This window comes from Halomonas sp. R57-5, from assembly GCF_900070345.1.
GTDB lineage: Bacteria > Pseudomonadota > Gammaproteobacteria > Pseudomonadales > Halomonadaceae > Vreelandella > Vreelandella ventosae_B.
This window is the reverse complement of record NZ_LN813019.1, coordinates 3,462,913-3,476,405: the sequence shown is the minus strand read 5'-3', so window position 1 is coordinate 3,476,405 and position 13,493 is coordinate 3,462,913. Positions and strand designations below refer to the sequence as shown.

12 protein-coding genes are annotated in these 13,493 nt (G+C 50.0%); all 12 read left to right on the top strand.

Annotated elements, in window-relative coordinates; all coding sequences use genetic code 11:
- Positions 1-18: 18 nt before the first annotated feature.
- A complete protein-coding gene (gene rfbA / locus HALO_RS15950) occupies positions 19-903 on the top strand; it encodes a glucose-1-phosphate thymidylyltransferase RfbA (RefSeq protein ID WP_050713659.1) in 885 nt (294 codons plus the stop codon).
- Positions 903-1,451 (top strand): dTDP-4-dehydrorhamnose 3,5-epimerase, encoded by a 549-nt coding sequence (gene rfbC / locus HALO_RS15945; protein WP_050713658.1) that lies wholly within the window; start codon positions 903-905, stop codon positions 1,449-1,451. The genes rfbA and rfbC overlap by 1 nt, the downstream gene beginning before the upstream one ends.
- Before the next feature lie 357 nt (positions 1,452-1,808).
- The gene (locus HALO_RS15940; protein WP_050713657.1) at positions 1,809-2,216 is read left to right on the top strand and encodes a DVU3141 family protein; all 408 of its coding nucleotides are present in this window, start codon (positions 1,809-1,811) and stop codon (positions 2,214-2,216) included.
- Positions 2,216-3,961, top strand: coding sequence for a polysaccharide biosynthesis/export family protein (locus tag HALO_RS15935; RefSeq protein ID WP_050713656.1), 1,746 nt, complete (start codon positions 2,216-2,218; stop codon positions 3,959-3,961). Before HALO_RS15940 ends, HALO_RS15935 begins: the two co-directional genes overlap by 1 nt.
- A 149-nt stretch (positions 3,962-4,110) precedes the next feature.
- Positions 4,111-4,920 (top strand): ABC transporter permease, encoded by an 810-nt coding sequence (locus tag HALO_RS15930; RefSeq protein WP_050713655.1) that lies wholly within the window; start codon positions 4,111-4,113, stop codon positions 4,918-4,920.
- Positions 4,921-4,923: 3 nt separating this feature from the next.
- Entirely contained in the window at positions 4,924-6,021 is a 1,098-nt protein-coding gene (locus HALO_RS15925) for a chain-length determining protein (protein WP_050713654.1), read from the top strand.
- A gap of 318 nt (positions 6,022-6,339) precedes the next feature.
- Positions 6,340-6,531, top strand: coding sequence for a DUF2283 domain-containing protein (locus HALO_RS15920; protein WP_050713653.1), 192 nt, complete (start codon positions 6,340-6,342; stop codon positions 6,529-6,531).
- Positions 6,532-6,964: 433 nt separating this feature from the next.
- Entirely contained in the window at positions 6,965-8,401 is a 1,437-nt protein-coding gene (locus HALO_RS15915; protein ID WP_050713652.1) for an MBL fold metallo-hydrolase, read from the top strand.
- Between the two features lie 150 nt (positions 8,402-8,551).
- Positions 8,552-9,664: an ABC transporter ATP-binding protein gene (locus HALO_RS23550; RefSeq protein WP_231896727.1), complete on the top strand. Its 1,113-nt coding sequence runs from the start codon at positions 8,552-8,554 to the stop codon at positions 9,662-9,664.
- A gap of 44 nt (positions 9,665-9,708) precedes the next feature.
- The gene (locus HALO_RS15905; RefSeq protein ID WP_050713651.1) at positions 9,709-10,515 is read left to right on the top strand and encodes a DUF707 domain-containing protein; all 807 of its coding nucleotides are present in this window, start codon (positions 9,709-9,711) and stop codon (positions 10,513-10,515) included.
- Between the two features lie 39 nt (positions 10,516-10,554).
- Positions 10,555-11,670 carry a UDP-galactopyranose mutase gene (gene glf / locus HALO_RS15900; RefSeq protein WP_050713650.1) on the top strand — a complete coding sequence of 372 codons (1,116 nt, stop codon included), beginning with the start codon at positions 10,555-10,557 and terminating at the stop codon, positions 11,668-11,670.
- Complete coding sequence (locus HALO_RS15895) at positions 11,667-13,493, top strand: glycosyltransferase family 2 protein (protein WP_157693181.1); 1,827 nt, start codon at positions 11,667-11,669, stop codon at positions 13,491-13,493. The genes glf and HALO_RS15895 overlap by 4 nt, the downstream gene beginning before the upstream one ends.

Sequence of the window (13,493 nt, the reverse complement as noted above, 5' to 3'; positions counted from 1 at the left end):
GAGCAAGGAGCAACAACGATGCAACGTAAAGGCATAATTTTAGCGGGAGGCAGCGGAACCCGCCTGCACCCCATCACGCGCGGCGTTTCCAAACAGCTGCTGCCGATTTACGACAAACCGATGATCTATTACCCCATCTCGGTATTGATGCTGGCAGGTATTCGCGAAATCCTGATTATCTCCACGCCGGAAGACCTGCCCCAATACGAGAACCTATTGGGTAATGGCGACTCCTTCGGCGTGCGCTTTGAATACGCCGTACAGCCCAGCCCGGATGGCCTCGCCCAGGCGTTCCTCATTGGCGAAGAGTTCATTGGCGATGCGCCGGTCTGCCTGGTGCTAGGCGACAACATCTTCCACGGCCAGCACTTCTCGGAGCAGCTCAAGCGCGCCTCTGACCAAGCCAGCGGCGCCACGGTGTTTGGTTACTTGGTCAAAGACCCCGAGCGCTTCGGCGTGGTGGAGTTCGATGAAAGCGGCACCGCTGTTTCCATTGAAGAGAAGCCCGCCAAGCCCAAATCGCCCTATGCGGTGACCGGCCTCTACTTCTACGACAACGACGTAGTGGAAATTGCCCGCCAAGTGAAGCCTTCTGAGCGCGGCGAGTTGGAAATCACCAGCGTCAACAACGCCTATCTAGAGCGCGGCGACCTGCGCGTTGAACGGCTAGGCCGCGGCTTCGCGTGGCTGGATACCGGTACCCACGACAGCCTGCTTGAAGCCAGCCAGTACGTGCAAACCATCGAACGCCGCCAAGGTCTGAAAGTCGCCTGCCTTGAAGAGATCGCTTGGCAGCATGGTTGGCTAACCGATGAAGCCCTGCGTGAAAGCGCTAACGCACTGGCCAAAACCGGCTACGGCCAATACCTGCTGCACCGTTTAGATGCGAAAGGAGGCCACTAATGCTCGTTGAAAAAACCTCCCTACCCGAGGTGGTGATTTTGACCCCCAAGGTATTCGGCGACGAACGCGGCTTCTTCATGGAAAGCTTCAACCAGCAGGCGTTCGAAGATGCCACCGGCTGCAAGCGCAACTTCGTGCAAGACAACCACTCACGTTCACGCCAAGGCGTGCTGCGCGGCATTCACTACCAGCTAGAACAGCCCCAGGGCAAACTGGTACGTGTCGTGCACGGCAGCGTATGGGATGTGGCCGTCGATTTACGCCGCGATTCCGCGCAGTTCGGCCAGTGGGTAGGGGTCGAGCTCTCTGCTGAAAACAACCGCCAGCTATGGGTGCCCGAAGGCTTTGGGCACGCGTTTGTGGTGATGTCTGAAACGGCTGACTTCCTTTATAAGACAACCGATTTCTACCACCCAGAATCAGAGCGCTGCATTCGATTTGACGACCCGGAACTGGGTATCGAATGGCCCGAACTGCCGGTGCCGTTTGCGCTCTCTGAAAAAGACCAAGCGGGCAGCGCTTTTGCATCAGCGGATGTATACAGCTAGTCACCACCGCCATCGCTAAAAAGCGGAAAGGTGCGTTACGCCTACGCCACGCTGGCTTGCCAGTGTGGCGTTTTTTATACCTATTTATTCATACCTTTTTGTTTATACCTTCTATATCCCTTTGGCTCACGCCGTTAAGCCGATGAAAACTAACCTTTTCAGCTCATAAGTTAAATTAGCGAGTTGTACAAGAGTTGTCGATGTAGAGGCGACAACGGTATTCCCCTACAATGGCGGCCTGGTGTAAAGAGTGTTCGTTCAACGCACCACCACATTCATCCGCACAGAAGAGTAGGGCAAGGGAATACGCCCGTAACGATCCCTGGGCGGTAGCGTGCCTTTAATTTGGAATTTACTATGCCATTATCACAACGTTCATTGGTGTCGCCAGCTCGCATGCTGCTGGCGGCGCTCAGTTTAGTCATGGTCAGCGGTTGCGCCAGTTACCCCTCCGGCTCTGGCCAGCAAGAAGCGCAATACGTGCTCAACAACGACCCCGCCACACTGCTGCAAGATGAAAGCCTCAACGACTTCCTATCAAAAGCGCCCGCCGGTGCCATCATTAACGTGACCCGTAGCCCCTGGGGCGACAACGTTGAAGTCGTCGCCGATGCGGCTTACCTGGCCGCCAGTGGTCGCGAATGCCGTAAGCTGCGAGTCGTCGAAGCAGGCACCAACGCCGCAGGCGCCGCGCTGGTGTGCAAAACGCCAAACGGCTGGGTTAATCAACGCGTTGTGGCGCAAACATCACAAGGGCGCATGTAATGAACGTTATCGCCAAATTTACCCCCGCTTCACTCAAGCAAACCCTGGCCGTTGCCTCGCTGGCACTCGTCAGTAGTTTCACGGTAACCAACGCCTGGGCGCAGTCACTCAGCCTTTCCGACAGTATTTTGCCCCAGCAAAGCGGCCAGCAGGGTGCTGGCGCTAATGCCCAGCAGCAGGAAGAAGTTAACGACACGCCCCGTGCAGACTGGCGCAGCGGCACCTATGGCCCGGTATCGCAAACCCCGCAAAACCCGGATGCGTTACCCCCGTTTGGCGCCAACCTGTTTACCGGCGGCTTTCGGGGCGCCATGGGCGACGGCCTAAACCCGGATTACCGCATCAAGCCCGGCGACCAAGTCACCGTGCGCGCCTGGGGTGCGTTCGAGTTTGACCGTGTGCTACCGGTGGATGCCCAAGGCAACATCTTCATTCCCGGCTCCGGCCCGCTGAATGKAGAAGGCCAAAGCAGTCAGCAAGTCGATAACAGCGTGCGCAGCGCGATTACCTCCGTTTATCCGGATAACGTAGAGGTCTACACCAACCTGCAAGGCGTTCAGCCTGTTGCGGTGTACGTCACCGGCTACGTTGAAAACCCAGGCCGTTATGCGGGCACGCCGAACGATTCATTGCTCTACTTCCTAGACCAGGCCGGCGGCATTGACCAAGATCTAGGCAGCTATCGCCAAGTGCGCGTGGTTCGCAACGACACAACCGTCGCCACGGTCGATCTTTACGACTTCCTGCTCAATGGCAGCATTGCCCGCCCGCAGTTTCAGGATGGCGACACCATCGTGATCGAAGAGCGCGGCCCGGCCATTGCCGTCGGAGGGGATGTACACCGTGAGCATCGCTACGAGCTAATTGGCAACCAGCTAAGCGGCGCCGAGTTAGTGAATCTGGCACGGCTGAAAAGCGGCGTCTCCCACGTACTTTTGCGCGGCGACCGTGAAGATGGCCCCATTGCGCAATACTTCCCCATTGATATGTTCGCAGGCCAAATTATTCGCAGCGGGGACGAAGTACTGTTCAGCTCCGACCAGCGTAGTGAAACCATCGTGGTGGAGGTCGAAGGCAGCTACTACGGCCCCTCTCGCTACGCGCTGCCCAGGGATGCCCGCCTGAGCGAACTGTTGGATGCCATCGCGGTGCCGGAAAGCATGACCGCCGTGGAAAGCATTTCAATTAAACGGGAAAGCGTTAAAGAGCAGCAAGCACAATCCCTTGAAGACAGCTTGCGCCGCCTGGAAACCACCTACCTCGGTGCGCCTTCCAATACCAACGAAGAGGCCGCCATTCGAGTTCAGGAAGCCCAGTTGATTCAAGACTTCATCACCCGTGCCAGCGAACTGGAACCCAGTGGCCGTCTGGTCGTGGCCTACGACGGTCGCATTTCCGATATTCGCCTTCAGGATGGCGATGTGGTCACCATTCCTGAAGTCAGCGACTCCATGTTGATCAGCGGGGAAGTGCTGGTGCCCCAGGCAGCGGTCTACCGCCCCGGCATGAGCGTGATTGACTACATCGAAGGCGCAGGCGGCTTTACCGAGCGCGCCGATGACGACCACATTCTTATCGTTCGCCAAAACGGCGCGGTTGAAAACGCCCGTAACGTGAACCTACGCCCCGGCGACGAAATCCTGGTCATGCCCGCAGCACCCACCCACAACCTGCAGCTAGCTTCTACGCTTACCCAAATACTATTCCAGGTAGCCGTCGCCACCCGCGTCGCGCTTGATCTGTAAGAGTGTTGAATGGACTCTCGTAGCGCGTGGTAACGAATGACGCGAGGAACGAGCAAGTGAGGCACCCGCGAAGGGCGGCGACGCCGCCCAATCGTGCTGACCCCCAATGCGCAGGAACACGCTTTGTCTATTTCTAAAGAATTAACGCTATGGATAACGTAAACCACGGCCCACGGCGCGCCCGCACACCGTGGCAGGTAACACGCAGCGTGTGGTACGCCATGTTCATGCGCGAAGCCATTTCACGCACCATGTCGGACCGCATGGGCTGGTTCTGGATGATTTTTGAGCCAGTTGCTTTTATTGGGATTATGGTCGGTATACGGAGCTTTGTGAGTGGCGATAAACTCATCGTTAACGCTCCTTTTATACCCTGGATGATCGCTGGTTTAATGGGATTTTCACTCGCCAGGGAAGGGATGTTACGTGGCATGGGCGCAGTAGAGGCTAACAGTGCTTTATTTGCGTACCGTCAAGTGCAACCAGTTGATCCTGTATTGGTGCGTAATTTTCTTGAAGGAATGTTGCGTAGCTTTGTTTTTTTACTCTTTATATGTGGTGGTTTGTTACTAAGTCTGGATATCTATCCGGATAATGCATTACGTGCAATATATGCATGGTTATCACTCTGGAGTTTAGGTATAGGAGCTGGATTAGTTACATCAGTAGCTGCCACACTGGTGCCAGAAGTAGGTAGGGTAATCAGGATGCTCTCTTTGCCTTTATTAATAATATCAGGTGTTATTTTTCCCTTAAATAACCTGCCGCATTGGTTGCTTGAATATCTCATGTACAACCCTATTCCTCATGGTCTAGAAACCTTGCGCCTTGGTTTCTTTGAAAATTACAAAACAATTCACGACACCAGCATGCTTTATTTCTGGCTGGTCACGCTTTCTCTTAATGCCCTGGGGCTGTTGATGCACCTGCGCTTTATCGATCGTTTAAAGGCAAAATAATCTATGAACCAACCGTTACGCCGATTTTTAGTTAAGTCCCCTCAGTGGGCGTTAGCTTTTGCCGCTATTTTACTGGTCTCGTTTTATTGGTTTGTAATTGCTGAGGAGCGCTATGTATCCCGCGCTACGGTCGTATTGGAAAGCCCTCAGGTAGCAACCCCTGAAATCAGCTTATCCTCAATTATGGGTGGCGGCGGTGGCAATACCCAGGATCTGCTACTACTGCGTGAGCACCTGCTCTCCGTGGACATGCTGCGCCGGCTGGATGAAGAGCTCGACATTCGCGGACACTACAGCGAGCATGGCGATATTTTTGCCAAGCTTGGCGATAAAGAAGCTCCAATCGAAGACCTGCACAAATACTATCTACGTCGTGTGGAAGTCGAGCTAGACGAGTACGCAGGTGTATTAAATATTGAAGKGCAGGGCTATACGCCCGAATTTGCCCATCAAATGACCACGCTGCTGCTGGAAGCAGGCGAAAACCATATGAACGAAATGGGACACCGTCTGGCCGACGAGCAGGTACGCTTTCTGGAGAGGCAAATGGTGCGCCTGGATGAGCGCTTCACCGAAACCCGCCAGGCATTATTGGAGTATCAGAACGAGTACGGGCTAGTATCACCGACGGATACCGTGGCGAGCATCAACCAGGTGGTGGCAACGTTGGAAGCGGACCTTGCGCGCCTTCAAGCACAGCGCAATGCGCTTTCCAGCTTTCAAAGTGCGCAATCGCCCGAGCTGCGCCAAGTCGAGCGCAATATCACTGCGCTTCGCGACCAAATCATTGAGCAGCGGGACCGTATCGCCCAAGCATCAGGTGACTCACTCAACAGCGTTTCCGCCGAATATGAAACGCTGGAGCTACAGGCCCAGTTCGCCCAGGAAACCTACTCCAGCGCACTCGCCGCACTGGAAAACACCCGCTTAGAAGCCGCCCGCCAGCTCAAGCAAGTAAGCGTACTGCAAAGCCCGCTAATGCCGGAATACCCCACAGAACCAAACCGGCTCTACAACAGCAGCGTATTCGCCATCATCACCATCTTCCTAGCCTTCATCCTCAGCATGCTAATCATGATCATCAAGGATCACAGAGACTAGATGAGCCGTGAATGGTGAAGGGGTTCGTAGCGCGTGGTAAATAGTCKGCGAGGAACGAGCAACGAGGCACCCGCGGAGGGCGGCGCTAGCCGCCCCGATAACGCCACCGAATGCCAAAACGCCACCGCTCACCCCGTGCCATCATCGGCAACGCTCTCGCGTTGCTTCGCGGGAGCGCTATCGCTTACACCGCGCTACGAATACTCAGCAAACTCAGAAGCGCGCCAGAGACCCCGTAGCGCGGCGTAACGACGCCCAAAGGCACGTTACTCCGCTCTGCCATAACTAAATGCATCACTTTGAGTGGGAGGATAAGTAATGCGAACTACCTACGATGAAGCAGATGATATCTTGGTTCTGCACCTATCTGATAAACCTACCGTAAAGGAGGTTTCCCAAGATTGGAACACACATATTAGTTACGCAGAGGATGGCACAATCAATGAAATCGTCATTCTGGAGGCCTCGAAGCAAGGTGCATGGCCACTTTTAAAAAGCCAAGCCGCTTAACTAACCCAGCACCGCACCTGCGCTGCTCCCGCGGGTGCTACAGATACTTCGCAAACACAGAAGCGCGGCAGAAACCCCGTAGCGCGGCGTAACGAAAGAGCGAGAGCAACGAGCGAAAGAGGCACCCGCAGCGGCGGCCCGGCGCGAAGGGCGGCGCTAGCCGCCCCGATAACGCCACCAAATGCTAAAACGCCACCGCTCACCCCGGTGCCACCATCGGCAACGCTAACGCACTGCTCCCGCGGGTGCACTTACAGATATTCCGCAAACTAAGAAGCGTGCCACAGAACCCGTAGCGCGTGGTAACGAGTCTGCGAGGAACGAGCAACGAGGCACCCGCGGATGGCGTCTGCAAGACGCCCAATGGCACACAACCCAACCCCGGCACCGCCTCAAACTGCTCACAAATCACTACCCAAAATCCCGGTTTCAAATGCTCGAAATTCTCCACCACGGCGGCGCCACCGGCGTCACCGGCAGCTGCCACCAACTGATTCTGAATCAAAACGAATCCCTACTGGTAGATTGCGGCCTCTTCCAAGGCGAAGACGCCACAGAAGACACCTTCGAGCTGCTACAAATTGAATTTGATATCAGCACCGTAAAAGCCCTAATCATCACCCACGTACACATTGATCACGTAGGCAGGCTGCCTTATCTGTTGGCCGCAGGCTTCACCGGCCCCATCATCTGTTCGATCCCCACAGCCAAACTGCTACCACTGGTCATTGAAGACGCGCTAAAAATCGGCTTTACCCGCAACACCCAACTAATCGAGCGCTTTCAAGCCCAGCTCGAAAAGCAGATTGTTAGCGTGCCTTACGGAAAATGGCACAACATAGAGTCAGCAAGCGACGTAAGCGGTCACTCCGGTATTAGCTCAGGCATTGGCGGAAAAGGAACCACCCGTGTCAAACTCAAACGGGCGGGGCACATTCTGGGTTCAAGCTACGTAGAAGTAAGCTACCAGGATGCCGTCACCAACGATAAAGAGCGCGTGGTGTTTTCAGGTGATCTAGGCGCACCTTATGCACCATTACTACCCGCGCCCAAATCACCCTACGGTTGCGACCAACTGGTGCTCGAAAGTACCTACGGCAACCGCAACCACCCGGATCGTCGCCACCGCCGCTCCACACTAAAAGCAGCCATAGAGCAAGCACTCGCTAACGGCGGCACGGTGATGGTGCCTGCGTTCAGCATTGGCCGCACCCAAGAATTGCTCTACGAACTGGAAACCATTATTCACCAGTCTCGTTCACCACAATGGCAGTCGCTGGAAATCATTGTAGATTCACCGCTGGCCGCACGCTTTMCCCAGGTGTACCGCGAGCTAAAACCCTACTGGGATAAAGAAGCCCAACGCCGCCTGCGTAGTGGCCGTCATCCGCTCAACTTTGCCAACCTCTACACGGTGGATAGCCACGAAGAGCACGAACAAACCGTGGCGTACCTGGCCAAAACAGGTCGCCCAGCAATAGTCATTGCCGCCAGCGGCATGTGTGCAGGCGGGCGCATCATGAACTACCTCAAAGCCATGTTGGGCGATGAACGCCACCAAGTGCTCTTTGTAGGCTACCAAGGCGCAGGCACCCCAGGGCGAGATATTCAGCAGTACGGCCCCCAGGGCGGTTGGGTAAGCATCGATGGCGAACGAATCGATATCAAAGCAGGCGTGACCTCTATAAGCGGCTACTCCGCCCACGCCGATCAAAAAGACCTGCTCAACTTCGTCAAACGCATGCGCCGCTGGCCGCACACCATTCGTTTAGTGCATGGGGAACAAACAGCGCGCACAGCGCTCAAACATAAGCTAGAAACGATATACGCACGCAAGCGCAGGAGTGTAAGTGTGGTGAATGGCGACTAGCATCCTTGTAGCGCGGCGTAACGAATCTCGCGAGGTACGAGCGAATGAGGCACCCGCGAAGGCGGCGAAGCCGCCCGAAGTTGCCACCTGAACCATGCATTGCGAAGTGGCTTTCGAAAATGAAAAGACACCAATGGCTTCTAAAACTTAATGATTGAAATAAAAAACCTCTACAAACGCTACCACAATCACCACGGCAGCGATTGGGTACTCAAGGACATCAACCTGACGATCCCCACCGGGGTAAGCGTGGGGTTGATCGGCCCCAACGGCGCAGGTAAATCCACCCTGCTGCGTCTGATCGCTGGTATGGATACCCCCGATAGGGGTGAGGTAATACGCCACAGCCGTGTATCGTGGCCGGTGGGGCTATCGGGTGGCATGCAAGGCAACATGACAGGGCGCCAAAACGTAAAGTTTGTAGCGCGAGCTCAAGGKAGTAGCCCCGCGGAAATAAAGCGAGTGATTGCATTCGTTGAAGAGTTTGCAGAAATAGGAGGAGCCTTTGATGAMCCTGTTCGTACTTACTCATCTGGTATGAATTCAAGATTATCCTTTGGCTTGTCACTCGCATTTGATTTTGATATTTACATTTCGGATGAAGCGACAGCCGTAGGTGATAGGGCATTCAAGGCGAAAGCTCAGGCCTTATTTAAGGAACGTGTTGGTCGTGCATCTTTAATTATGGTGTCACATGGTGAAGGTATATTGCGTGACTTATGTCAATCGGCAATATACTTACAAGGCGGAGCTGCTGTTTGGTATGATGATATAGGAGAGGCAATTTCTGATTATCATCAAGATACAGATGATAAAACGCTAATAAATGCATTAAACGAGAAAACGTTTGATATTGATCCGCTCTTGCTAAGTGCTGTGCAAATTAGTTCGTTAAGAAAAGAGCTGTCAAAGGTGCGTCAAATATTTAATGGTTTGCATGTTATTATACATGCAGCTAAAGAGAATGATTGGAATAAAAAAGAGTTAGACGTTTTGCGTAGAGCTAATCAGTATGCTAAAAAACGAATAGAAGAGTTGGTGGGTATAATTACATCGACGCCTGATGGAATGCATAAAGAAGCTAAAGCCGAAGTGACTAAATATGAACGCAGTGTTCTAGGTGTTGAATATGGTATGAGTTTGGCGGAAAGAGAGGGATGGCCTGAAGAAGAATATAGTGTTCTGGAGAAGGCTAAAGTACTTGCCTATAGATACAAAAGCGATAAAGAAGCAGCCCTTGAGTATATTGTAGGAGATGATTAAGCCCGCCATGTTATTGGTTTTAAATTTTTAATAAATGGTTATTTATGAAGCCTGTTCTAGTTGTATGTCGTGCCGAAAGCTATCAAAAAGCTCCTGAATGGCTTTTAGCTAGTACTAGCGAATATGATGTGTTAATTAGCCAATATGGGGTAGATGCTGATGAAAAACATCATGTTTGTAATGGCGGTAAATGGATAGGGATATGTGATCTATTTAAGTCTAATCCTTCGCTGCTTGAGAAATATGACTATTTCTGGTTTCCAGACGATGATATTCAAACTGATCCAAGTGACGTCTTAGCTTTCTTCAGGATTGTGAAAACTCACGGTTTTCAGTTGTCCCAGCCATCACTGACCCCTCAAAGTGTCTATGCCTACCGTCTTACTATTAGCAATCCGCGTTTTAATTTTCGGCTAACAAACTTTGTAGAGCTTATGATGCCGTTAGTGCATACAGATTTGTTACATAAGCTACTGCCAATAATGGAAGGAAAACACGCAGCACTTGGTGTTGATTGGATGTGGCATAAGCTGGTAGAAGATCCGCGAAAACAAGTGGCCATTATTGACAAAGTTGCAATGGGACATTATCGGCCACGAAATACACATCTTGTCTCTCGTATGAAAGAAAAGTCGATCGATCTTTATCGAGAACGAGACGAGACTGTTAAAAGTTTGCATGTTGAACCATATCATCAGTTTGCGCATGAGGGGGAGCTGTTGGCTGGTTCAAAGGTGACGGGTGGTCGTTTAAAATTTCATATGGTAATGGGGTATTTTTCAATACGGCATGAAGTTACTCAACAGCGTTGGGGGCTTAAGCATTATATGTCATTTTTACGTGAGAACTAGATCTTACGAAACTTTGAATAACTTAGAAGGTGAACGAATATGAAGCGCATATGTATAGTTGGAGCAGGCTTTAGTGGTGCTGTGATTGCGCGCAGTTTATCCGAGGAAGGTTATGAGTGCTTAGTTGTAGATGAACGACAGCACTCAGCAGGTAACTGTCACACTGAGCGCGATGCTGAAAGTGGTGTAATGGTCCATAAGTATGGGCCTCATATTTTCCATACAAACGATGAACGGGTATGGAATTATATAAATCGCTTTGGTGAGATGATGCCCTATGTTAACCGTGTAAAAGCAACGGTAAAAGGGCAGGTATATTCGATGCCTATCAACCTACATACTATTAATCAGTTTTTTGGTAAAAGTATGTCTCCTGCCGAAGCGAAGTCCTTCATTGAAGGTAAGGCAAGGATGGATATACAAGAGCCTGAAACATTTGAAGAACAGGGTTTGCGTTTTGTAGGGGATGATATTTATCAAGGTTTCTTTGCTGGTTATACTCGAAAGCAGTGGGGAGTTGAGCCTAGTCAATTACCAGCATCTATATTGAAGCGCTTGCCACTCCGTTTCAATTATGATGATAATTATTTTAATCACCCCTATCAAGGAATGCCACGTCATGGTTATACAGCCATAGTGGAAAATATTTTGGATCATGAAAATATTGAGGTGCGCCTTGACACTAAATATGAAAGACTTAATGAAGAGTTCGAACATATTTTTTATTCTGGCCCTCTCGACCGTTACTTTAATTATGAACTAGGCCGCTTAGGTTATCGTACACTTGACTTTGAGCCAGTACGCGCAGAAGGTGACTATCAAGGCACAGCTGTAATGAATTATCCAGATGCCGATATACCTTTTACACGTATAGCTGAGCACAAGCACTTTGCTCCCTGGGAAAGCGGTAACTTTACAAAGACAATTGCATTTCGTGAATATAGTCGCTCATGTGGCCCTGATGATATTCCATACTATCCAATTCGGCTGGTTGAAGAGACACAGCTACTAGAGCGCTATCAAGAACGTGCAGCAAAAGAAAAGAACGTAACTTTTGTAGGACGCTTAGGAACATATCAGTATTTAGATATGGATATAACAATTGGGCTTGCATTGGATGTTGCAGAAAAATATCTAGCGAGTGCTAAGCAATGAGCGATGTACCCGATGTTATAGTTAATGAGCAGATAGGAAATGATATGCAATTGGTAAACCTTGTTCAACGCCTAGTGATGCCTGAGCCAGGTATTAATAGCGAGTACCCCCTGTTTTTTCATCATCATGGTGGAGTTGCAGGGTTTGATACCCTGAAAAAAGCGTACTTTGCTCAGCGTGGCGCTACCATAAGTTTTAATAGCTATTTCAATTCATTTCCTGTGCATTTATACGATTTAGATGAACATGCGGTAGATGTTGAAATAAAAGCATCAGGCACTTTTATCGTACAAATTGTGATGGCAAGGCATGGCCGTAGTTGGGAGCAACTATATCAAAGCAGAGTTGAGCTAACTGACGGTGAAGTAGAAAAAATTCGTCTGCCCACGATGCTGCTTGATGGGTTGATATATGTAGAAATAATATCTCTGCGGGATACTCTTATATATGACGTAGATTATAGTATTGTCGGTGAAATACATCAGAGTGTTTCATTAACAGCAGTAATCACAACTTTTAAGCGCGACGAAGCTGTGCAGGAAACAGGACGTCGCATGCAATCATATTTTGAGAATAACGTTGATTTACTAGATAAGTTCAAGTTGTTAGTGATTGATAATGGTGGTGATACTGATTCAATTCCGTTTGAAAAGTCAACAGTAATAAAGAATCGTAATTTAGGTGGTGCGGGTGGCTTTACTCGTGGCCTAATGGAGGTCGTTGAAAATCAACTGTCGTCACATGTTCTATTTATGGATGATGATGCAAGTTTTTTCCCTGAGTCACTAAGAAGAACTATGTCAGTTTTGCAGTATTCAAAAACTGATAACAGGGCAGTTTGTGGTGCCATGATCACAGAATCCCATAAATGGCGCATGTGGGAGAACGGTGCTACGTTTGATCAGCGTTGTAAACCTATCGATAATGGCCGAGATCTTGGTGATTTTGGTGAGGTGGTTGCGATGTCTATCGGGCAGCCCCGTAACATAGATAATAAATATGCGGGCTGGTGGTATTTTTGTTTTCCTATTGCATCAGTGAATGTTTGGCCGTTTCCATTCTTTGTCAGAGGAGATGATAGTTATTTCTCACTTGCAAACGATTTTGACATTATTACGATGCCAGGAGTTGTTGCAATTCAAGAAGACTTCTTTACTAAGCAAACACCGCTAACGCTATATTTGGACATGCGTTATCATCTTGTGCATCATTTAACATTCGAAAATATTGAGATTGGTCAAAAATCGTTAAGTCGTTTGATGTCCAAGTTTTTCAATCGATTTAATAATAGCTACCACTATGAATCTGCTGATGCTATTTGCCAAGCAATTGAGGATGTATTGGCCGGAGATTCATTTTGGGAGCAGAATGTTGATATGGCTGAACGAAGAAAGCTGATCAATAGCAATACACAAAATGAAAAAATTCAAAATGCCATTTCTATGAATCTTGGCAATGTTACTCACCATGCACCTCAACGCAATAAAGGCCGTTGGAAGAGTTTGCTACGTCGGTTTAGTTATAATGGCCACTTACTGCCAGACTCATTACAATATCAAAAAGGCGTTGTTTTCCCCTTGGATGTAAGGGCTATTGAACACGACACATTCTTACGCCCTTATACGATAACAGTAGACCCTGCCTCAGGTAAAGGTTACATCTGTAAAATAGATAAACAAGCCTATTTTGACAACCGTAAACGTTTTAAAGACTTAGTGCGTAAGCTGGAAGCTAATTACGAACAGTTGAGCAATCAGTACAAAGAATTATCTAAAACCCTTGCTGCAAAAGCTGCTTGGGAAGAACGGTTTAAATCGGAGTGA